We start from the raw sequence: 21,422 nt of genomic DNA, 5'->3' as shown, positions 1-21,422 counted from the left end.
ATCAAACGAAGTTGGAGACGATGATCGTCGCGACTACCCCGAGGATGGCCAGCACGAACAGACCCTGAAGAAGGCTCAGGCCCGATTCGGATTGCTGGGGATCGGTGGATCTACGCAGACTCATGTGCTGATTCCTTGGAAGCGTTCTTGCGGCTTGCAAGCCACCGTCCAAGGACAACAACGAGCAAGGCGCCAATGATTTCAGCGGCGATTTTAACCGTAGTCGGCTGAACGCCAAATTGACGCTCGACAATAACGTCGGTGACCAGCATGCCGCCAGCGATCCAGCCCAGCAGGCCCGCGCCGAAGGTGACGACCAGCGGATAGCGGTCGATGAGCTTGAGCACCAGCGTGCTGCCCCAGATGATGATCGGCACACTGACGACCAGGCCGAAAATGACCAGACCCAGTTGATGGTCGGCATGCGCATTCTGCGCGGCGCCGGCGATGGCGATCACGTTGTCCAGGCTCATCACGAAGTCAGCAATGATGATGGTCTTGATCGCGGCGACGATGGATGTGCCGCCCTTGATGTCGCCATGCGCATCCTCTTCGGGAACCAGGAGCTTGACGCCGATCCAGACGAGCAGCAGCGCGCCCACGACCTTCAGGAACGGGATATTCAGAAGCTGCATTGCGAAGGCGATCAGCACGACGCGCAGAATGATTGCCCCTGCGGTGCCCCACAAAATGCCTTGCATCCGTTGCTTGGGCGCCAGGTTGCGACACGCCAGCGCGATCACGACAGCGTTGTCGCCGCCGAGCAGGATGTCGATAAGGATGATCTGAAATACCGCTGCCCAACTCAGCGTCTGAAAAAACTCAAGCACTTTGAACCCCCGAAGGCATTTATGAAAAGAATGGCCCGTCCCGGCCCGGCCGCCCTGCCGCGCGCCTTCGCGCGGCAGGTTTATTTAGAAAAACATATTATTGTAGTTCAGCTTTCAGTCAGCTTTCCGACGCGCAAGCAAAACTTTACCAATCAGCAGCACCAGCACCGCGCCCAGCGCGCCCGACATCAGTGCGAAGCTGTGCTGAGTAACGCCCAATGCGGCATCGATACGCGCCACCGGCTCTTGCAACGCCGGGTCGCCCACCAGCAGCTCGCCTGCGATGAAACCCAACAGCGCCGCCCCAACCCAGACGATGAGCGGGAAGCGTTCGATGACCTTCAAGAGCAGCGTGCTGCCAAAGATGACCAGCGGAATACTGATGGCCAGGCCGAGCACCAGCAACGTCGTGTCGCCCATCGCAGCGGCGGCGACGGCCACCACGTTGTCCAGGCTCATGACCAGATCGGCGATCATGATGGTGCGGATGGCGGTCAACAGGTTGCCATGCGACTTGCCGGCACCGTCTTCTTCGCCTTCGGGCAGCAGCAAGGTGACGCCGATGTAGACCAGGAGCAGCGCGCCGATCAGCTTGAGCCACGGCAGCAACAACAGCTTGGCCGCGACAAGCGTCAGTACGATACGCATGATGATCGCAGCGGCGGAACCGACCACGATCGCTTTTTTCTGTTGCGCGGGAGGCAACGAGCGCGCTGCCAGCGCAATAACCACGGCGTTGTCGCCCGATAGCAGAATGTTGACCCAAATGATCTGGAGCAACGCGATCCAGAATGCCGCTGAACTGAGTTCCATGCCTCTCTTTCCTAGGTGTGATCCCCCTAGGACAAAACCAAATTAATGGATGAATTGAACGCAAAAACGTACTGACCGTCTTGGTGCGAGCCCGACGGCATTCTTGCTGGTACGCGCAAAATTTCTTTCATTATAGTTTCGTTCAGCTTTCCGTATGATTGACCCGGCCGCTTCCTGGACGCGGGATTTCCCTAAGAAAGCCTCAAAAAAACCCGCGCAAAAAAAAGCCCGCCGAAGCGGGCTTTTTATTGCGCGTTGCTGAAACTTACAGCACCGACTTGAGCAGCTTGCCCATTTCGGAGGGGTTGCGCGTGGTGCGGATGCCGCAGGCTTCCATGACTTCCAGCTTGGCATCGGCCGTGTCGGCGCCGCCGGAGATCAGCGCGCCGGCGTGGCCCATGCGCTTTCCGGGAGGAGCGGTGACGCCAGCGATGAAGCCGACGACCGGCTTCTTCATGTTGTCCTTGGCCCACTGCGCGGCGTTGACTTCGTCCGGGCCGCCGATTTCGCCGATCATGATGACGGCGTCGGTGTCGGGATCGTCATTGAACAGCTTGAGCACGTCGACGTGCTTCAGGCCGTTGATGGGGTCGCCACCGATACCGACAGCGCTGGATTGGCCCAGGCCCAGTTCGGTGACTTGCGCCACGGCTTCGTACGTCAGGGTGCCCGAACGGCTGACGATGCCGATGCGGCCCTTGCGGTGGATGTGACCGGGCATGATGCCGATCTTGATTTCGTCCGGGGTGATCAGGCCGGGGCAGTTCGGGCCCAGCAGCAGCGTCTTGCTGCCCTTGGCCTTCATGCGGTTCTTGACTTCGAGCATGTCGCGGACCGGGATGCCTTCGGTAATGCAGATCACCAGATCCAGTTCGGCTTCGACGGCTTCCCAGATGGCGGCAGCGGCGCCGGCGGGCGGCACGTAGATGACCGAGACGGTGGCGCCGGTGTCGGCCTTGGCGTCCTTGACCGACGCGAAGATCGGCACGCCTTCGAAGTCCTCACCCGCCTTCTTGGGGTTCACGCCGGCCACGAAGGCGGCCTTGCCATTGGCGTACTCACGGCACATGCGGGTGTGGAACTGGCCCGTCTTGCCCGTGATGCCCTGGGTGATGACCTTGGTGTCCTTGTTGATCAGAATCGACATTGTGAATCCTTGATTTTTGCTTTACTTGACGGCGGCTACGACGCGGGTGGCAGCTTCGGCCATCGTGTCGGCGCTGATGATCGGCAGGCCGGAGTCGGCCAGCATCTTCTTGCCGAGTTCTTCGTTGGTGCCCTTCATGCGCACGACCAGCGGCACGTTCAGGTTGACGGCCTTGCAAGCGGTGATGACGCCTTCGGCGATCACGTCGCAGCGCATGATGCCGCCGAAGATGTTGACCAGGATGGCCTTGACGCTCTTGTTGGCCAGCATGATCTTGAAGGCTTCCGTGACCTTCTCGGCCGTGGCGCCGCCGCCGACGTCCAGGAAGTTGGCCGGCTCGCCGCCGAACAGCTTGATGGTGTCCATCGTGGCCATGGCCAGACCGGCGCCGTTCACCAGGCAGCCGATGTTGCCGTCGAGCTGGATGTACGCGAGGTCGAACTTGCTGGCTTCGATTTCAGCGGGATCTTCTTCGTCCAGGTCGCGGTAGGCGACGATTTCCGGATGACGGAACAGGGCGTTGGAGTCGAAGTTGAACTTGGCGTCCAGGGCGATGATGTTGCCCTTGCTGTCGCGGTTCAGGGGGTTGATTTCGACCAGGGAGGCGTCGGTGTCCATGTAGCACTTGTAGAGCTTCTGGAACACGTCAACGGCCTGGGCGGTCGAGTCGGCGGGCAGGCCGATCGCGTTGGCGATCTTGGTGGCTTGCTCGGCGGAAAGGCCAACCAGCGGGTCGATGTATTCGGTGATGATCTTTTCGGGCGTGGAGTGAGCCACTTCCTCGATGTCCATGCCGCCTTCGCTGGAAGCGATGAAAGCGACCTTCTGCGTGGCGCGGTCGGTGACCAGCGAAACGTAGTATTCCTTCTGGATGTCAGCGCCGTCTTCGATGTACAGGCGGCGGACCTTCTGGCCTTCGGGGCCGGTCTGATGCGTGATCAGCTGCATGCCCAGGATTTCGGATGCCAGCTTGCGGACGTCGTCCAGCGAGCGGGCCAGCTTGACGCCGCCGCCCTTGCCGCGGCCACCCGCGTGGATTTGTGCCTTGACGACCCAAACCGGTCCACCCAGCTTTTCAGCGGCAGCCACGGCCTCGTCGACGGAAAGAGCGGGGATCCCGCGCGGCACGGGGACGCCAAATTGCTTCAGCAGTTCCTTGCCTTGATACTCGTGGATTTTCATGTGTTACCTGTCAGGACGTATGAGAAAAAGAAGGTGAATCGGAGGACGACTCGGCCGATGCCTCAGCGCTACCCCCGGTGTACCACTCGGGATAATGCTCAGCCACCACAGGGCCGCCAGTGCTGAGCGCATGGCAGCCGTCCAATTGGAATGGACGCCGGTTCGGGTTGGGTTCCTGCCGCCGGCGGTTGGCCATGGTCTGGACCGCCGCGGTGGGAAGCACCTGCGACAGTTCGGTCATGTGCGTACAGCCCTCCACATGCCCGAACCGCTCTTTGACCTGGCGGCGGAACCCCTTGAGCAGGTTCATGCCGATCAGGTCAGTGTACGCCGGCTCGATGGCCTTGCAATGCTCGCCATAAGGCGCCGCATCATAGACGGCCTGAGCCGCCACGATCGAGAATTCCTCGTCGATGGTGATGCGCAGGTGCATATGGTGGATGGGCTGCCCGGCCTTGAACATCTCGCCGTCGCGCTTCGGAAAATCGTACGCTTTCACGTCGATCAGCTCGGCTTCCAGGTCCCAGTTGCCGTCTTCGCGCGCGTACGACTGCACACGTATGGAACGCGTATGCAGCGGTTGGCGAGGACAATCCGGCGGTGGCAAGGGCATGCGAGGGGGCCTGCGGGGCAAAGATGGCCTGCGCGTATGGTGCGCGGCAACAAAACCTTCAAAGTATAGCGCAGGCCGCATTCGCGCAATCGTATTAATTGGGCGGCGGATGCCCCACTGTCCGGTCCGCTGACCGCGCCGCCCTTACTGCCCTTGGTACGCGCAGCCCCTGCCGGTTTCGCTGTCCGGCGCGGCATGGGCCCCAAAATCGCGGCTCCAGCAGGCAGAAACCCGGCATGCGCGTGGTGCGCAGCCGGGTTGGAAATGCAGGAGGCCCGGCGCTCACGCGCCCGGGACGCCATTGGCCGTCAGGCCGCCTCGCGCAGCGCGCGCGCCGCCTGGACCATGCCGATCAGCGCGGCTTCCGTTTCCGGCCAGGCCCGCGTCTTCAGACCGCAGTCGGGATTGACCCACAGGCGTTCCTTGGGCAGGCGGGCGGCGGCCTTGTTCATCAAGTCAACCATCCAGCCGACCTCGGGCACGTTGGGCGAGTGGATGTCGTAGACGCCAGGGCCAATGTCGTTCGGATACCGGAAGTCCTCGAACGCCTTGAGCAATTCCATATTGGAACGCGACGTTTCGATAGTGATCACATCGGCGTCCATGGCGGCAATGGATTCGATGATGTCGTTGAATTCCGAATAGCACATATGCGTGTGGATCTGCGTTTCCTCGCGCACGCCGGCGGTCGACAGGCGGAAGCAGTCCACGGCCCAATCCAGGTATGCCTGCCAATCGGCGCGGCGCAGCGGCAGGCCTTCGCGGATGGCCGGCTCGTCGATCTGGATGACGCTGATGCCAGCCGCCTCCAGGTCCACCACTTCGTCGCGCAGCGCCAGCGCCAGCTGGCGGCAGGTGGCTTCGCGCGGCTGGTCGTCGCGCACGAACGACCACTGCAGGATGGTGACCGGACCGGTCAGCATGCCCTTGACCGGCTTGTCGGTCAGCGACTGGGCGTAGGACGACCAGCCCACCGTCATGGGCGCGGGACGGGCCACGTCGCCGAAAATGATCGGCGGCTTCACGCAACGCGAACCGTAGCTCTGCACCCAGCCGTTTTTTGTGAAGGCAAAGCCGGCCAGCAGCTCCCCGAAGTACTCGACCATGTCGTTGCGCTCGGGCTCGCCGTGCACCAGGACGTCCAGGCCCACCTTTTCCTGGAAGCGTATGACTTCTTCGATCTCCTTGCGGATGGCCGCCTCGTACGCGGAATCCGTCAGGGCGCCCGCCTTCCAGTCGCGGCGCAGCGCGCGGATTTCGGCCGTCTGCGGGAACGAGCCGATCGTCGTGGTGGGATAGGCGGGCAGCCCCAGCTGTTCCTGCTGGCGCGCGATGCGGCCTGCAAATGGCGCCCGGTCGCGCGACATGCCCTTTGCTGCGGCCATGCGCTCGGCCACGGCCGGGTTGTGGATGCGCACCGAGGCGCGGCGCGCGGCCAGCGCCGCGCGTTGGCCGGCCAACCCCTGCTGCACCGTGGGGTCCGTGGCGCTGCTCAGCGCGCGGCCCAGCAGGCTCAGCTCGTCGAGCTTCTGGGCGGCAAAGGAAAGCCAGCTCTTGAGTTCGGCGTCCAGTTCGGTTTCGTTTTCCAGGTCGACCGGCACGTGCAGCAGCGAGCACGATGGCGCCAGCCACAGACGGTCGCCAAGCTGGCGCGCAAGCGGGGCCAACGTCGCAATGGCGGCATCGAGATCCGTGCGCCAGATGTTGCGGCCGTTGATGATGCCGGCGGACAAGACCTGCCCGTCGTTCAGGCCCGCCACCACGTCGGCCAATTGTTCGGGAGCACGCACCAGGTCCACGTGCAGGCCGGCCACCGGCAGGGCCTGCACCGTCGAGAGGTTGTCCTTCAGACCGTCGAAGTAGGTGGCGAGCAGCACTTTGACCGCGCTGGCGGACAACGTGGCATAAGCCTGCTTGAAGGCATCGCGCCAGGCTTGCGGCAGGTCTAACGCCAGGATGGGCTCATCGATCTGCACCCACTCGACGCCCAGCTTGGCAAACCGCGCCAGCACCTCTTCATAGACCGGCAGCAGCGCTGCCAGAAGCTGGAGTTTCCCGGCATCGGCGGCACCGCCGGCAAAGGCGTCGCCCTTGCCCAGGAACAGCCAGGTCAGCGGGCCGGGAATGACCGGCTTGACCTCAAGACCCAGCGCCTGGGCTTCCCTGACCTGGTCGAACAGGCTTTCGCGGGCAACGCGGAAGGTCTGGCCGGGCACCAGTTCCGGGACGATGTAGTGATAGTTGGTGTCGAACCACTTGGTCATTTCGCAGGCGGCTGCGGGCTTGCCCGACGGCGCGCGGCCGCGTCCCATGCGAAAGAGCGTGTCCAAGGACACCGGCTCGCTGTCCTTCTGGCCGAAGCGCGCCGGCACCGCGCCCAGCAGCGTTGTCCATTCCAGGATCTGGTCGTACCAGGCGAAGTCGCCCACCGGCACGAACTTCAGGCCGGCGGCGGCCTGAAGGAGCCAGTGGCGGGCGCGCAGTTCACGGCCCGTGTCTTCCAGGGCGTCGGCGGTCTGCTTGCCGGCCCAATAGGCCTCGACCGCCCGCTTGAGTTCACGCTGGGCACCAATGCGGGGGAAACCCAAGTTATGAATCGTAGTCATGTTATAGCCGCCATCCACAAAATTTGTTCAAGTGGCGATCATTCTGAGGCCAAATCAAAATGAATCAAAATCAATGTACGCATTCATAAGATGAGAAAACCTCATAGAATAAGCAATCATGCCGACCCGCCGGGGTTAGGCGCCTGGTTCCCTCCCCCAACTCCCGCCCCTCTCAGCCGCTTTTAATGCTAGAAATCCGCCACCTAGAAACACTGACCGCCATCCGGGATGGCGGTAGCCTTCAGGAAGCCGCAGAACGCCTGCACCTGACGCAATCCGCGCTGTCGCATCAGCTGCGGGATCTCGAAACCCGCCTGGGCACGCCTCTGCTGAATCGGCGCACGCGGCCGGCCCGGCTGACCACGGCAGGGCTGCGGGTGCTGGCGCTGGCCGATGAGGTCCTGCCGCGCATCCGCGCCACGGAACGCGACCTGCAGCGGCTGGCGGCCGGGCGCACAGGCCGGCTGCACCTGGCGATCGACTGTCATTCCTGTTTTCAGTGGCTGATGCCGGCGCTGGACGCCTTCCGCGTGCAATGGCCGGATGTGGCGCTGGACCTGTCCGCGGCGTTCTCGTTCGCCCCCCTGCCCGCGCTGGTGCGCGGCGACCTGGACCTGGTCATCACGTCGGACCCGCAACCGCTGGACGCGGTGGAGTACCTGCCGCTATTCAAATATGAACTGGTGCTGGCGGTGTCAGAATCCAACCCGCTTGCCGGCAGCAAATTCATCATGCCGGAACAGTTGGCGGACCAGACGCTCATCACCTACCCAGTGGACAAGCAGCGGCTGGATGTCTTCACGGCCTTTCTGGACCCTGCCGACGTGGAGCCCGCCGCGGTCCGCAAGGCGGAGCTCACGCCGATCATCGCGCAGCTCGTGGCCAGCAACCGCGGCGTGGCGGCCCTGCCAAACTGGGCGCTGACGGAATACATGAATCAGGGATGGCTGCGGCTTTGCCGCCTGGGCCCGCAAGGGGTGTGGCGCACGCTGTATGCGACCGTGCGCAGCGAGGACACGGACGCCTCGTATATCGACGAGTTTCTGACCATTACCCGCGACGTCTGCTTCAAGACGCTGTCGGGCATCAAGTCGGCGAAGTGACGACCGAAGTGAAGAACGAAGCGAAACCGTAAGGAACAACGACGGCCGCAGCGGCACCAGCCGGGTAGACGTCCGTGGGAAACCACGCCGCCGGGCGTCAGTCTTCGTCGCCCTCGCCGAGGATGCGCCGGATGACGTCGTGCGCGAAACCCCGGCTGGCCAGAAAACGCGCCTGCTTTGCGTAGGCCGCGCGATCTTCTGGCTTGGCGCTGAAGCGCTTTTTCCAGACCTCAAGCGCACGGTCGTATTCGGTGGCGCGAAGCTGTTCGCGCAGTTCCGCGACCTGGTTGTCGTCCACGCCATGCTGGCGCAATTCCTGCACGATGCGCGCCGCGCCCTGCCGCGAGGCGCGCCGATGAACCAGGCTTTGGGCGAAGCGTTCGGTGGACAGCCAGCCCTCTTTCTCAAGCGCGTCGAGTACCGATTCGACCTCGGCCGCATCTTCGGCGTAAGCAGCCAGCTTGCGCGCCAGTTCTTCGCGCGCGTGCTCGCGCCGCGACAGATACCCCACTGCCCGCATCTTCAGTGACGGCCCCTTGCGCGCCTGCTTGCCGTCGGACGTTGACGCCTCGTCGGCGCTGGCGGCAGGGTCAGCACGCCGGCCGCGCGCGCCGCCGCGGCGGTCGGAAGTGCGCTGTTCGGAACTGCGCTGCCACAGGCCGGAGGATTCGGCGCCATCGGCCGAATCGTCAGACGCTGCGGTTTCGCGGGCCACCCGCGCATCGGACGTGCGCCGCAAGCCTTGCGGCTTGGCGACCGTTTCGAATTCGTCGTCCAACCTGGCGCGTTGGCGCTCGGCGGACGCGGGAGTCGATTTCCAGCTCATGCGCTTTCCTGCTTGCTAAACAAAACGGCAGGCCCATCCTGGCGCCTGCCGCAGTTTGCCAGCCCAGCCGGGCCGGCGATGGGACTTGCCTGAACTGCGGCGAGCCCTGCCGAATGCCCGGGATTATTCGGCGGTGTCTTCCGCCGTGGGCACGAATTCAGCGGCGCGGCTGACGATGCCCTGGTTTTCGCGGACGCGGTTTTCGATTTCGATGGCGAGTTCCTTATGCTCTTTCAGGTATTCGCGCACGTTGTCCTTGCCCTGACCGATGCGGTTGCCGTTGTAGCTGTACCAGGCGCCCGACTTGTCGACGACGTTGGCGGCCACGCCCAGGTCGATGATTTCGCCTTCGCGCGAGATGCCGGCGCCATACATGATGTCGAACTCGGCCTGCTTGAACGGCGGCGCAACCTTGTTCTTGACGACCTTGACGCGGGTTTCGTTGCCGACGACCTCGTCGCCCTTCTTGATGGAACCGATGCGGCGGATATCCAGGCGCACGGATGCGTAGAACTTGAGCGCGTTGCCGCCGGTGGTGGTCTCGGGGTTGCCGAACATGACGCCGATCTTCATCCGGATCTGGTTGATGAAGATGACCATGCAGTTGGTCTTCTTGATGGTGGCGGTCAGCTTGCGCAGCGCCTGGCTCATCAGGCGGGCCTGCAGGCCGGGCAGCGAATCGCCCATTTCGCCTTCGATTTCGGCCTTGGGCACCAGCGCGGCCACCGAGTCGACGACGATGAGGTCGACCGAACCCGAGCGCACCAGCGCGTCGGTGATTTCCAGCGCCTGCTCGCCCGTGTCCGGCTGCGAGATCAAGAGGTCGGCCAGGTTGACGCCCAGCTTGGACGCGTACTGGACATCCAGTGCGTGTTCCGCGTCGACGAAGGCGCAGGTGCCGCCCAGCTTTTGCATTTCGGCGACGACCTGCAGCGTGAGGGTGGTCTTGCCCGACGATTCCGGACCGTAGATTTCGACGACACGGCCGCGCGGCAAGCCGCCGACGCCCAGCGCGATATCCAGACCGAGCGAACCCGTGGAAACCACCTGGATGTCGTGCGAGACTTCGTTGTCGCCGTAGCGCATGATCGAGCCCTTGCCGAACTGCTTTTCGATCTGCGAAAGCGCTGCGGCGAGCGCCTTGGCCTTTTCCGAAGCGGCGGCCTTGGTGGTTTTGTCGTCCATGAGGAGTCCTGTCTGTAACGTATCTGGAAGTCGGAAAAACTGCGGGTCTGAGCTGGCCGGGTTTGATGCCTGTCCTACGGCCTGACGTGGAGCCTTGAGCTACGGATCAGATTATGGCATCGGATTGTACTGTACAAAAAACCAGTGTGCCAGTCTTTTGCACGTATACCCTGAGTGGCAAGCCCGGCGTCGTATGACAGAATCCGGAGCGATCCCGGTATTTTCGCCTTTCTCCGTCCCCCGGGCCGGCGTGTATCTTCCTAGCAGCAGCCCATGCGTATCCTGATCGCCGAAGACGACAGCATCCTGGCCGACGGCCTGTCCCGCTCGTTGCGCCACAATGGCTATGCAGTGGATGCCGTGCGCGACGGGCTTGCCGCCGATTCCGCGCTGGCCGCCCAGGCCTTCGACCTGCTCATCCTCGATCTCGGGCTGCCGCAACTGGCCGGCCTGGAAGTGCTGCGCCGCCTGCGTGCCCGCAACTCCGCCCTGCCCGTCCTCATCCTGACCGCCGCCGACAGCATCGAGCAGCGCGTCAAGGGCCTGGACCTGGGCGCGGACGACTACATGGCCAAGCCCTTCGCGCTGTCCGAGCTCGAAGCCCGCGTACGCGCGCTGACGCGGCGTGGCGCGGGCGGCGGCGGCACGATGATCAAGCACGGCAAGCTGCTCTTTGACCAGACTGGCCGTGTCGCCATCGTGGAAGATCAGACGCTGGATCTGTCGGCCCGCGAGGTCAGCCTGCTCGAAATCCTGCTGACGCGCAGCGGACGCATGGTCAGCAAGACCCAACTGGTCGACCATCTGTGCGAATGGGGCGAGGAGGTCAGCACCAACGCCATCGAGGTCTACGTGCATCGCCTGCGCAAAAAGCTCGAGCCCAGCGGCGTGAAGATCGTCACCGTGCGCGGCCTGGGCTACTGTCTTGAGCGGGACCAGGGTGCGGCGTACCTCGCAAGCTGAGCCCTCACGAGAGCCGCTCAACCAGGAAGCCCTGGATATCATGCAAGCCGGGTCCAAGGGCCCGAGCTTTGCGCCGCCCCAACGTTCGCTGCTGGGCGAAATCCTGGACTGGATGCTGGCGCCGCTATTCCTGCTGTGGCCCATGAGCGTCGCGATCACCTATGTGGTCGCGCAGAACATCGCCAACGTGCCGTACGACCGCGCGCTGGCCAACAACCTGCACGTCTTGACGCGCCAGGTCCACGCGCAGGACGGCCGCGCGGTGCTGAAGATGACCGACGCCGCGCGCGACGTGCTGCGCGCCGACGAGACGGATAGCGTGTTCTGGCTGGCGCTGGGCAGCCGGGGCGAATACCTGGGCGGCGACCGCGCGCTGCCGCTGCCCACCACCGTGGGACAGCCCCGCCCCGGCGAGGTCCAATACGAGGACGACACGCTGCGTGGTTTTGGCATCCGGCTGGCGTTCACCTGGGTCGACCTGCATCTGCCGGGCACGCAGCCGGCGCTTCTCATCGTGGCCGAAACCGTTGAGAAGCGCACGCAATTGGCCAACGACATCATCAAGGGCGTCATCATCCCGCAGTTCGTGGTGCTGCCGATCGCCGTGCTGCTCGTCTGGTTCGGGCTGTCGCGCGGCGTGGCGCCGTTGAATGCGCTGCAGCAGCGCCTGCGCGCCCGCCGCCCCGACGATCTTTCGCCCATCGACGAGCGGGCCGCGCCCTCCGAGATCGCGCCGCTGGTCGCGGCCATGAACGACCTGCTGGACCGGCTGTCCGCCAACGTGCAGGCGCAGCGCCGCTTCGTGGCCGACGCCGCGCATCAATTGAAGACCCCGCTCGCGGGACTGCGCACGCAGGCGGAACTGGCGCTGCGCGACGCCAGCCCCGAGGAAATGCAGTCCAGCCTGCGGCAACTGGTCACCGGCTCGGAACGGGCGACCCGGCTCGTCAATCAGCTGCTGCTGCTGGCACGCGCCGAAAACCCCAGCGCCATCGGCCTGACCCGCACAGACATCAACGCCATCGCCTACGAGCAAACCATGCACTGGGTGCCGCTGGCACTGTCGCTGAACACGGATCTCGGTTTCGAGGGGTCGGACACGCCTGTCGAGATCAACGGCAATCCGCTGCTGCTGGCCGAACTGCTGAACAACCTGGTGGACAACGCCCTGCGCTACACCCCTCGCGGCGGGCATATCACCGTGCGCGTGCTGCAGGCGGACGGCGAGGGACTCCTGGAGGTCGAGGACTCGGGACCGGGCATTGCCCCCGAAGAGCGCGAGCGGGTGTTCGACCGCTTCTACCGCGTGCTGGGCACGTCCTCCGACGGCAGCGGCCTGGGCCTGGCCATCGTGCGCGAGATCACGCAGAAGCATCAGGCCAGCGTCGTGATCAGCGACCATCCCACCGAACATTCCGACCTGCCCGGCACCCGCATCCGCGTCGCTTTTCCCCTCTACACGCCCCCGCCCGAGCCCCCCGAAAGCTAAGGACTATCCCTAGCCCTCCTCGGGGAATTTACTATTGGTTGCAATTTTAAGATTCAAGTAAGGGTCCCGTCAGAACCTCGTCAGCGTCACGCCCCAATGTGACGCTTAGCTCGATGTCGGCCGCGCCGGCGGAGGGCCAAGCACGGCGGAAAACCGCCGGCCTAAAAACGAGGAGACATCATGAGCACAACTACCATGGCAGGCCGCGGTCCATCCGCGGATCCGCGTCCGATGACCAAGGAGGAGCGCAAGGTCATCTTCGCGTCTTCGCTCGGCACGGTGTTCGAGTGGTATGACTTTTATCTGTATGGCTCGCTCGCAGCCATCATTGCCCAACACTTCTTTTCCGGCGTGAACCCGACTGCGGGCTTCATCTTCGCGCTGCTGGCTTTCGCGGCGGGTTTCGCGGTGCGGCCGTTCGGCGCGCTGGTGTTCGGCCGCCTGGGCGACCTGGTCGGTCGCAAATACACCTTCCTGGTCACGATCGTGATCATGGGCCTGTCGACGTTCCTGGTCGGCATCCTGCCCAGCTACGCCAGCATCGGCCTGGCCGCTCCCGCCATCCTGATCGTCCTGCGCCTCTTGCAAGGCCTGGCGCTGGGCGGTGAATACGGCGGCGCCGCGACCTACGTCGCAGAACACGCCCCGCACGGCCGCCGCGGCTTCTACACGTCCTGGATTCAAACCACCGCGACGCTGGGCCTGTTCCTGTCGCTGCTGGTCATCCTGGGCATCCGCACGTTCATGGGCGAAGACGACTTCAAGGCCTGGGGCTGGCGCATTCCGTTCCTGATCTCGGTGGTGCTGCTGGGCATCTCGGTCTGGATCCGGCTGCAACTGAACGAGTCCCCCACCTTCAAGCGCATGAAGGAAGAAGGCAAGGGTTCGAAGGCGCCGATCGCTGAATCGTTCGGCCAATGGAAGAACCTGAAGGTCGTGCTGCTGGCGCTGCTGGGCCTGACCGCCGGCCAGGCCGTGGTCTGGTACACGGGCCAGTTCTACGCGCTGTTCTTCCTGACGCAGACGCTGAAGGTCGACGCCAACACCGCCAACATCCTGATCGCCATCGCCCTCTTGATCGGCACGCCCTTCTTCGTGATCTTCGGCGCGCTGTCGGACAGGATCGGCCGCAAACCCATCATCATGGCGGGCTGCCTGATCGCCGCGGCGACCTACTTCCCGATCTTCCAGGGCCTGACCCACTTCGCCAACCCGGCGCTTGAAAAGGCGCAAGCCACCGCCCCGGTCACGGTGATCGCGGATCCGAGCACCTGCTCGTTCCAGTTCAACCCCGTGGGCACGGCCTCGTTCACCAGCTCTTGCGACGTGATCAAGTCGTTCATGGCCCGCAACTCGGTGAACTACCGCAACGAAGCGGCTCCGGCCGGCTCCGTGGCCCGCGTCAAGATCGGCAATGAAGAGTTCACCTCGTTCGACGGCCGTTCGCTGGCGCCGGCCGAGTTCAAGGCCAAGGTCGCCGAACTCGACAAGACGCTGACCGCCTCGATCCGTAGCCACGGCTACCCGGCCAAGGCCGATCCGGCCCAGACCAACACCGTGATGGTCGTGGTGCTGCTGACGATCCTGGTGCTGTACGTGACCATGGTCTACGGTCCGATCGCCGCCATGCTGGTGGAGATGTTCCCGACGCGCATCCGCTACACGTCGATGAGCCTGCCCTACCACATCGGCAACGGCTGGTTCGGCGGCTTCCTGCCTCCGGTCGCATTCGCCGTGGTCGCGGCCACCGGCAACATCTACGACGGCCTGTGGTATCCGATCATCATCGCCGTCATGACCCTGGTGGTCGGCACGCTCTTCGTGCGCGAATCCAAGGACAACGACATCAACGCCTGACAAACCATCCCCCGCCGGGCGGGACTGCTGCGCCTGCCCGGCCTTTCAAAAGCTCCTCGCGGAGCTTTTTTTTTGTGCCGCACTTTCAGGACCATGTCAGACCTGCGCCAGTAGACTGAGCGCTCAGATTACGGCCTTGCGCAAGATTGCCTGACGATTGATCCCCCTGTCAGACGATTGCAGGGCTGCTGATCTGACACCAATGCCGCGTTCCCCGCGAGCCTTTTATGACGCGGCATTGCGTGCTCCCGTACCGGCCCGACTCTTTATTGAGCCGGGCCGCTTTTTTTGCGGCGGCAACACCGTGGCCTCGGAAATCGCGGCGGCGGCCCGCAAAAGACAAAGGGCGGACGCAGCGCGACCGCCCTCTTCATGCTGCACGGCCGGCCATGCGGCCGGCTCGTATCAACGACGCATGCCCACGCCGATGGCGACCACACCCGCCACGATCGCGGCAATGCCTGCCCACGTCGGGATGGGCACCGACTTCTCGGTTTCCGCCGTGGCCTTCACAGATCCGATCTGCAGAACCGTTTCTTCGGACTTGTAGCTAAAGCCCTTATAGGCCAGGGCAGCCACGCCCAGGACAATGAGGATCGCGCCAATGATTTTCATCTTTTCACTCCAATCTCACGTTGGTGCGCGGGACATTACCGGATAGGCTGCCCCCTGTCAGTGACAGAACGTGTCGCCTGTTGCCAGCGAGCCTGCCCCCCTTCGGCAAAGCCGCCGCGTCGTATAGAATCAACCCTTTTGGCCGACGCTCATGTGGTTCAAGAATCTCAAGATTTACCGCCTCTCCTCGCCCTGGACCCTGACCGGCGAGCAGCTTGAAGAAACGCTGGCGCGCCATGCCTACCAGACCGGCAACAACCTCGAAATGCAAAGCCTGGGCTGGGTGCCCCCGCGCGAGAACGGCGGCCTGGCCCACGAAGTGAACGGCCAGATCCTGCTCAGCCTGCGCGCTGAAAAGAAGCTCTTGCCGGGCACCGTCATCAACCAGGTCGCCAAGGCGCGCGCCCAGGAAATCGAAGAGCAGCAAGGCTACAAGCCTGGCCGCAAGCAGATGAAGGAAATCAAGGAGCGCGTCACGGACGAGCTCCTGCCGCGCGCCTTCAGCGTCTATCGCGACACGCGCGTTTGGATCGACCCGAAGAACAACTGGCTCGTCATTGACGCGGCCGCTTCGGCCAAGGCCGACGAAGTCATCGGCCTGCTCGCCAAGTGCGTCGATCCCTTCCCGCTGGAAAACCTGTACGTCGCCCAATCGCCGGCCTCTGCCATGACCGGCTGGCTGGCCGAGGACGAAGCGCCCACCAACTTCACCATCGACCAGGACACCGAACTGCGCTCGTCCGGTGAAAGCGGCGCCGCGATCCGCTACGTAAAGCACTCCATCGACGCTGACGACGTGCGCCGTCACATCCAGTCGGGCAAGCAGTGCACCCGCCTGGCCATGACGTGGGCCGACCGCGTGTCGTTCGTCCTGACCGAAGGCCTGGACGTCAAGCGCGTGGCGCCGCTGGACGTGCTGAAGGAAGGCAACGAAGGCGTGGCCGCAAACGACGACGAAAAGTTCGATTCCGACATGATGCTGATGACCGGCGAACTGGCCAAGATGATGGCCGAACTGGTCGAAGCGCTGGGCGGCGAAAAGAAGATCTGAGCCGCCTTTAACCGGCAGCAACACCAGGGGCCGCTCTTGTCGAGCGGCCCTTTTTCATGCCTCGACGCTGCGGTCGCGGCCGGCCTGCTTGGCCTTGTACAGCGCCTTGTCGGCGCGATCGATCAGGTAGGCGTAGTCGGGATGGCCGTCGAAGGTCGCCACGCCGATGCTGGCTGTCACATGCATCGCGCCGGCCTCGGCGATCACGAAGCGATGCCGGCGAATCTCGGCGTTGAGCTTTTCGGCGGCGGCCAGCGCAGCGCCCGGCCCCGTGTCCACCAGCACGACAAGAAATTCCTCGCCGCCATAACGGAACACGAAGTCGCTGGATCGACAGGTCTGGTGCACGACTTCGGCAAACTGGCGCAGGATCTGGTCCCCGCCCGCGTGGCCGTGCGCATCGTTGATGGCCTTGAAGTGATCGATGTCCAGCAACAGCACCGAAAAGCTTGACCGCTGACGCTGCGCCAACGAGATCTCGCGGCCGATGACGGACGGCAGGAAACGCCGGTTGAGCACGTTGGTCAGCGGATCGCTGCCGCTTTCGATCTCGGCCACCATGTCGAAGAGGCCGTTGAGCAGATGCTTGATGCGCGCCACCAGCTCCTGCAGTTCGCGCACCTGATTGGGCAGCGATTCCGGCGCCTGACTGGCGCTTTGCATCATCCCCGGCAGCACCGTGTCATCCAGCCGCGCCACGGCCTCGACGATCTGCCGCAGCGCCGGCGCGCTTTCGAACAGCACCGCGCCCTTGTGCTGCAGCCAGAGTCCGAACTCCGAGGCGGCCAGCCGCGGCAGCGCCTGCTCCGGCGCGCGGTAATGCAGGCCGATCAGCACCGCCTGGCTCCATTCCAGCAAGGCGGCGCGTTGCCGCTCGCGTTCGGTCGAAATGTTCTGGCCCAACGCAAAGAGGCGATAGGCCTCGTCGTTGCGGGCGCCCCGATTGATGTCGCGCATGAACGCGCGGCTCATCTGTTCGATGGCCAGGTCGAACAGATTGCACACGTACTGCGTTGCCACCGAGGCCGCCTGACCCTCCAGGCCGCCGGCGCGCAGGCGCTGCGCGATTTCGTTCTTCAGGATGCGGGCGCCGGCCATCACCAGATGGATCGGGATATGGACGCGCGCGTGAACCTCGCCGACCTTCTTCTGCGTGGCCATCAGCACGTCGATATCGCCTTGCTCGCGCACGCACAGCAGGCCTTTCAGCCAATGCGTCATGCCGCGGTGCAGGCGGGTCGAGACGATTTCGTGAGAGAGCCGCGGGCCGGCTTCGGCATCGGCAAGCAAGGTGGAATAGAAGGCATCCACCAGTTGCGCGGCATGGTCGGACACCAGCGCCGCAACCTGGCCGCGCGTGTTGGCGTCGACCGATTGATAGACCGCCTCCCAGGCCTGCGCATTGGAGGCGCTCAGGTAGCACGCCTGGCCGCTGGCTGCATCGGCGGTGGCCGCGGCAGGAGGAACATCGGAACTGCTCGAAGACATAAGATCATCCGCCCAAGAACGGCGTGCGCGCCTGATAGCGGCACTCGCCCGTAAAACCAGCGCGGATTATGCTTGAATTCCCCGTGGCGGGACCGCTTTCGCGGCGCCGCCACGGGCGTCCGGCCTCAATCCAGGCCGTGGAAGACCGAATCGTCGGGACCGACATGCGACGGATGTTGCCACGTCACGTCGCGCAGCGAATGCTGCACCAGGCCTTCGACGCCCAGCAGCACCGCGAAGATCGCCATGCGGATGGGAATGCCGTTGTCGGTCTGGCGGAAGATCGCCAGGCGCGGATCGTGGTTCAGATCCACGCTCAGGTCGTTGGCGCCCGGACGGCTGTCGCGCGGCAGCGGGTGCATCACGATTGTCTCGGGGCTGCAGTAGGCATCGATGATGGCGCGGTTGACCTGGAAGTCGGGCGTATAGCCTTCGTTTTCTTCGTTGGCGAAACGCTCCTTCTGCACGCGCGTCGCGTAGATGACGTCGGCGCCCGCCAGGCCCTCGGCCAGCGAGGACTTCTGCTCGATGATGTTGCCGTTGCGGCTGGCCTGCTCGACGATGTAGGTCGGCATCTCCAGGCCCTTGGGCGAGATCAGCGAGAACTTCACGTTCTTGTACAGCGCCATCAGCTTGATGAGCGAGTGCACGGTGCGGCCATACTTCAGGTCGCCGACCATGGCGATGTGCGCGCCGTCCAGCAGTTTGCCCAGGCGCGAGAACTCGGTCAGGATCGTGTACAGATCCAGCAGCGCCTGGCTGGGGTGCTCGCCGGGGCCGTCACCGCCGTTGACCACGGGAATGTTCGTCGCACGCGCAAATTCCGCGACCGAACCCTGGTCGGGATGGCGAATGACCATGGCGTCGACGTAGCCGCTCATGACGCGGCTGGTGTCGTAGATGGATTCGCCCTTGGCCATCGATGAAAACGTGAAGCCGGTCGTGTCGCACACCGACCCGCCCAGGCGGCAGAACGCGGATCCGAAGCTCACGCGGGTGCGGGTGCTGGCCTCGAAGAACAGGTTGCCCAGCACGGCGCCTTCCAGCACTCGCGACACCTTCTGGCGGCGCGCGATGGGCTGCATCATGTCGGCGACGCGGAACAGGTCTTCGACGGAATCGCGGGTGAATTGGTCCACCGACAGGAGCTGATTCTTGCCTTCGACGGCAATGCGGTCACGCAAGGGGCCGTCTTGTACGCTTTGCGTATATTTTTCGAGCAGCACGCCGTTTTGCACGATTTCGCTGACGAACCGCTGCACCACTTCCGGCATGGCCCGGAACTCCTGCGAGCCTTCAGGCAACAGCCAGGTGTCCAGCGCGCGGCGTTTGACGCCGATGCGGGTGGCGAACACGTCGCGGGTGAGATTGAGGCGGCGCATGGCGTCGCGCAGAAAGGCTTGCTGGGAGATGCTCATGACGGGCCCCAAGAAGAGGAGTTATATACGCAGTGCGCATATTATTCCGTACGTCTACACAAGTCCAATATTTTTGCGCATACGGGTTTACCCGCGTTTTAACGCTGCGCGTAAGCCGCCGCCTTTGGGGCGTCCGTCACTGCCTGCGACGCCGCAAACCAGCAGGCGCCGCAGAATGCCAGCGCGCTGGCCACATAGCAAAGTAGCGCCAGCAACTGCGCCGGCCAATGGCCGCGCGTCAGATGGCCGTTGTAGCCTTGCCGCAACAGGCTGACCTGCGCAAGGTAGGCAAACGCCACACCCAGGCACGCCAGCATGAGGCCGCCCAGAAAAAGGATGAGGGGAATCTGGAGATCGGGTGCGGCAATGTCCCCGCCCACGATGCCCAGCGAAAAACCCACCAGGACGAGGGCGGCCGCGCCGTTCAGCCACCCCAGGAACCGGAACGCGCCTGCCAGCAGCGCGAACGACAGGCCGTTGGCACGGATCTGCTGGGCGCGGGGATCCATGTATCAGCCGCCGCTGGCGCTACGGCAGATCGGCGTCGCGCTCTGGATCGACTTGCGCGCCGCCGCGATTTCGGCTTCGTCCCACCGGCCCTCGCCCAGGACCGTCACGGTCACCTTGGCGTTGGCAGGGCCTGCGGGTTCCGCGGAAATCAATTCCAGCACCGTCGCGGGCTGACCGACCTTGTAGAGCTGGATCTCGTCCGGCGCGCCCTTCTGCCCCAGCGTGTGGCGCCAGGCATAGGAGACGCCGTACGGATGGCTGACCTGCGTGTGGCAGGTGCGCACGTATTCGCCGGCGCGGCGGAAGGCCGCCTGGTAGTTGGTGTCGACGCTGAAGGTTTCTTTCTTTGCGGTTTCCGACTCGTAGACGCCGGTGCTGGCGCATCCGGCCAACGTAGCCGCCAACGCGACACCCACCCATACAGACTTGCGCATGATTCTTCCCGCCATTGCTATTCGGACTTCCGCGATTATGCCAGCGGCAGCAAAAAGGCCACGCTGGAAATGCCAATCTCGTGGCACTTCTCGCGTGGCCTTGCGCCGCCCGAACGGCGGCGAGCCAGACGCACTACCGCTTTTCCGCGGCCCCCTCGATCTTTTCCCCGCCTCGCTGGATATCCTTACCGGCCCCGGCGACGGTATTGCACCCGGCCGTCAGCGCAGCAATCGAAAGCATCATGACGAGAAAGACTCTGTTCTTCATAAGACATCTCCTGTCTGGGCATGGAAAAAACGAAACCCAGCATACCTCAAAGGCCCCGTTTTTTGCGTGACACGAGCGCGCCACCTGTAACAACGCTGCCAAGAAACCGTCACCACCCTTACGCGCCGGTGACATTTGCGAGGCATTCTCGGCTGTCGCGTATTTGCCGCCAATGGATTAGGATGCGCACATGACGAAGACACAAGCATCGCAACCCGCTGGCGCCGGTCCGCAAGGCTGGGGCTGGCAACAGCCTCAATGCCGTGGGCAGGCCGCATTGGCGCTGTTCATCGACGATCTGCATCGCATTTTGCAGGCGCATGCCGCGGGCAAGCTGGCTGACAGCAGCACGCTTGCAGACGCGCAGGCCCAGGTCAATGAGCTGCTGGCGCGGTACAACGAAATTTCCGCTGCCCCGGATATATTCCAGGGGCAGTCAGTTCAACTCAAGGAAGGCATCGACCGCAGCGGCGTATCGCACACGGTGCCGATTTTTTCGCCGCGTCTGAAGCAGTCGCTGGTGTCGATGCTGGGACAGTGACCGGGATGACTCCCCGGAAACTGGCGCCCCCGGCGATCGAACAGAGCAGCCCCCAAAGGAAGGAGACCACAAGATGAGCACGGACAACGTTGTTGAGTTTCTCCGCCTGCTTTCCCTGGACGTAACACTGGGCACCGCCGCTCAGCATGCCGCCAGCCAGGCCGACGCGCCGCTGGCCCTGGCCCGGCTCGCCACGTCTCATGGCCTGCCCTGCAATGCTTCCGACTGGTCATCCTTTGCGCGTAACTGCCTGGACAACCTGGACCTGACCGAAGGCGACACCGGCATGGGCAACGCCACGATCTGGCAACTGGTGCAGGATCCCGCGCACGGCACGACCATTCCCGCCAGCGCCATCACCCGCGTGATCGGCATCATCTCGCAGCCCGAGGGCGGCCCGCCCGTGGTTGGCCACGTGGTCGGCGATCTGGCGCCTCGCGCGCCGGTCGGCATGGCCCCGCACACGACGGGCTCCTGATCGCC

22 protein-coding genes are annotated in these 21,422 nt (G+C 64.0%); 7 read left to right on the top strand and 15 right to left on the bottom strand.

Annotated features, from left to right (window positions below; translation table 11 throughout):
- Nucleotide 1: 1 nt before the first annotated feature.
- From V6V88_RS07785 to metE, 7 genes are all read right to left on the bottom strand, one after another.
- Nucleotides 2-124, bottom strand: a complete 123-nt coding sequence (locus V6V88_RS07785; protein ID WP_255357201.1) for a hypothetical protein — start codon at nucleotides 122-124, stop codon at nucleotides 2-4.
- Nucleotides 111-830, bottom strand: coding sequence for a TerC family protein (locus tag V6V88_RS07780; RefSeq protein ID WP_175156839.1), 720 nt, complete (start codon nucleotides 828-830; stop codon nucleotides 111-113). The genes V6V88_RS07785 and V6V88_RS07780 overlap by 14 nt, the downstream gene beginning before the upstream one ends.
- 114 nt (nucleotides 831-944) lie before the next feature.
- Nucleotides 945-1,643 carry a TerC family protein gene (locus V6V88_RS07775; protein WP_056322553.1) on the bottom strand — a complete coding sequence of 233 codons (699 nt, stop codon included), beginning with the start codon at nucleotides 1,641-1,643 and terminating at the stop codon, nucleotides 945-947.
- 265 nt (nucleotides 1,644-1,908) lie between these two features.
- Entirely contained in the window at nucleotides 1,909-2,790 is an 882-nt protein-coding gene (gene sucD / locus V6V88_RS07770; RefSeq protein WP_056322550.1) for a succinate--CoA ligase subunit alpha, read from the bottom strand.
- A 21-nt stretch (nucleotides 2,791-2,811) separates the two neighbouring features.
- Nucleotides 2,812-3,972 (bottom strand): ADP-forming succinate--CoA ligase subunit beta, encoded by a 1,161-nt coding sequence (gene sucC, locus V6V88_RS07765; protein ID WP_062838479.1) that lies wholly within the window; start codon nucleotides 3,970-3,972, stop codon nucleotides 2,812-2,814.
- 10 nt (nucleotides 3,973-3,982) lie between these two features.
- Nucleotides 3,983-4,585 (bottom strand): DUF2889 domain-containing protein, encoded by a 603-nt coding sequence (locus V6V88_RS07760; RefSeq protein WP_105238012.1) that lies wholly within the window; start codon nucleotides 4,583-4,585, stop codon nucleotides 3,983-3,985.
- 308 nt (nucleotides 4,586-4,893) lie between these two features.
- Nucleotides 4,894-7,191, bottom strand: coding sequence for a 5-methyltetrahydropteroyltriglutamate--homocysteine S-methyltransferase (gene metE, locus V6V88_RS07755; RefSeq protein ID WP_280003869.1), 2,298 nt, complete (start codon nucleotides 7,189-7,191; stop codon nucleotides 4,894-4,896).
- Nucleotides 7,192-7,376: 185 nt separating this feature from the next.
- On the opposite strand from metE, the gene V6V88_RS07750 reads away from it, so the two are divergent.
- Nucleotides 7,377-8,294 (top strand): LysR family transcriptional regulator, encoded by a 918-nt coding sequence (locus V6V88_RS07750; protein WP_223574776.1) that lies wholly within the window; start codon nucleotides 7,377-7,379, stop codon nucleotides 8,292-8,294.
- Nucleotides 8,295-8,391: 97 nt separating this feature from the next.
- Here the strand turns inward: V6V88_RS07750 and recX are convergent, their stop codons facing one another.
- Together recX and recA are read right to left on the bottom strand one after the other, a co-directional pair.
- Nucleotides 8,392-9,120, bottom strand: a complete 729-nt coding sequence (gene recX / locus V6V88_RS07745; protein ID WP_062838482.1) for a recombination regulator RecX — start codon at nucleotides 9,118-9,120, stop codon at nucleotides 8,392-8,394.
- Between the two features lie 123 nt (nucleotides 9,121-9,243).
- Nucleotides 9,244-10,305, bottom strand: a complete 1,062-nt coding sequence (recA, locus tag V6V88_RS07740) for a recombinase RecA (RefSeq protein WP_062838483.1) — start codon at nucleotides 10,303-10,305, stop codon at nucleotides 9,244-9,246.
- A 273-nt stretch (nucleotides 10,306-10,578) separates the two neighbouring features.
- Here recA and V6V88_RS07735 point away from each other — a divergent pair, with 273 nt between their 5' ends.
- From V6V88_RS07735 to V6V88_RS07725, 3 genes are all read left to right on the top strand, one after another.
- A complete protein-coding gene (locus V6V88_RS07735) occupies nucleotides 10,579-11,268 on the top strand; it encodes a response regulator transcription factor (protein ID WP_062838484.1) in 690 nt (229 codons plus the stop codon).
- 112 nt (nucleotides 11,269-11,380) lie between these two features.
- The gene (locus tag V6V88_RS07730; protein WP_280003873.1) at nucleotides 11,381-12,757 is read left to right on the top strand and encodes a sensor histidine kinase; all 1,377 of its coding nucleotides are present in this window, start codon (nucleotides 11,381-11,383) and stop codon (nucleotides 12,755-12,757) included.
- Between the two features lie 180 nt (nucleotides 12,758-12,937).
- The gene (locus tag V6V88_RS07725) at nucleotides 12,938-14,614 is read left to right on the top strand and encodes an MFS transporter (protein WP_142049944.1); all 1,677 of its coding nucleotides are present in this window, start codon (nucleotides 12,938-12,940) and stop codon (nucleotides 14,612-14,614) included.
- A 405-nt stretch (nucleotides 14,615-15,019) separates the two neighbouring features.
- Here V6V88_RS07725 and V6V88_RS07720 read toward each other — a convergent pair whose 3' ends face one another.
- Nucleotides 15,020-15,229 carry a hypothetical protein gene (locus V6V88_RS07720; protein ID WP_008164281.1) on the bottom strand — a complete coding sequence of 70 codons (210 nt, stop codon included), beginning with the start codon at nucleotides 15,227-15,229 and terminating at the stop codon, nucleotides 15,020-15,022.
- A 151-nt stretch (nucleotides 15,230-15,380) separates the two neighbouring features.
- Here V6V88_RS07720 and V6V88_RS07715 point away from each other — a divergent pair, with 151 nt between their 5' ends.
- The gene (locus V6V88_RS07715) at nucleotides 15,381-16,280 is read left to right on the top strand and encodes a recombination-associated protein RdgC (RefSeq protein ID WP_062838487.1); all 900 of its coding nucleotides are present in this window, start codon (nucleotides 15,381-15,383) and stop codon (nucleotides 16,278-16,280) included.
- Nucleotides 16,281-16,334: 54 nt separating this feature from the next.
- Here V6V88_RS07715 and V6V88_RS07710 read toward each other — a convergent pair whose 3' ends face one another.
- The 5 genes from V6V88_RS07710 to V6V88_RS07690 all read right to left on the bottom strand — a co-directional run bounded on the left by V6V88_RS07710 (nucleotide 16,335) and on the right by V6V88_RS07690 (nucleotide 20,398).
- Nucleotides 16,335-17,768, bottom strand: a complete 1,434-nt coding sequence (locus V6V88_RS07710) for a diguanylate cyclase (protein WP_062838673.1) — start codon at nucleotides 17,766-17,768, stop codon at nucleotides 16,335-16,337.
- Nucleotides 17,769-17,893: 125 nt separating this feature from the next.
- Nucleotides 17,894-19,186, bottom strand: coding sequence for an aspartate carbamoyltransferase (locus V6V88_RS07705; protein ID WP_056322519.1), 1,293 nt, complete (start codon nucleotides 19,184-19,186; stop codon nucleotides 17,894-17,896).
- A 98-nt stretch (nucleotides 19,187-19,284) separates the two neighbouring features.
- Nucleotides 19,285-19,695, bottom strand: coding sequence for a hypothetical protein (locus V6V88_RS07700; RefSeq protein ID WP_062838672.1), 411 nt, complete (start codon nucleotides 19,693-19,695; stop codon nucleotides 19,285-19,287).
- Nucleotides 19,696-19,698: 3 nt separating this feature from the next.
- Entirely contained in the window at nucleotides 19,699-20,130 is a 432-nt protein-coding gene (locus V6V88_RS07695) for a hypothetical protein (protein WP_056322513.1), read from the bottom strand.
- A 133-nt stretch (nucleotides 20,131-20,263) separates the two neighbouring features.
- Nucleotides 20,264-20,398 carry an entericidin A/B family lipoprotein gene (locus tag V6V88_RS07690; protein WP_056322511.1) on the bottom strand — a complete coding sequence of 45 codons (135 nt, stop codon included), beginning with the start codon at nucleotides 20,396-20,398 and terminating at the stop codon, nucleotides 20,264-20,266.
- Between the two features lie 190 nt (nucleotides 20,399-20,588).
- Between V6V88_RS07690 and V6V88_RS07685 the strand changes: the two genes are divergently transcribed.
- Nucleotides 20,589-20,939, top strand: coding sequence for a hypothetical protein (locus tag V6V88_RS07685; protein ID WP_056322508.1), 351 nt, complete (start codon nucleotides 20,589-20,591; stop codon nucleotides 20,937-20,939).
- Nucleotides 20,940-21,012: 73 nt separating this feature from the next.
- Nucleotides 21,013-21,417 (top strand): hypothetical protein, encoded by a 405-nt coding sequence (locus V6V88_RS07680; protein WP_056322507.1) that lies wholly within the window; start codon nucleotides 21,013-21,015, stop codon nucleotides 21,415-21,417.
- Nucleotides 21,418-21,422: the final 5 nt, after the last annotated feature.

This window comes from Achromobacter sp. E1, from assembly GCF_037039475.1.
In the GTDB taxonomy this organism is placed as follows: Bacteria; Pseudomonadota; Gammaproteobacteria; order Burkholderiales; family Burkholderiaceae_B; genus Achromobacter; species Achromobacter mucicolens.
This window is presented reverse-complemented; position numbering and strand designations above follow the sequence as displayed.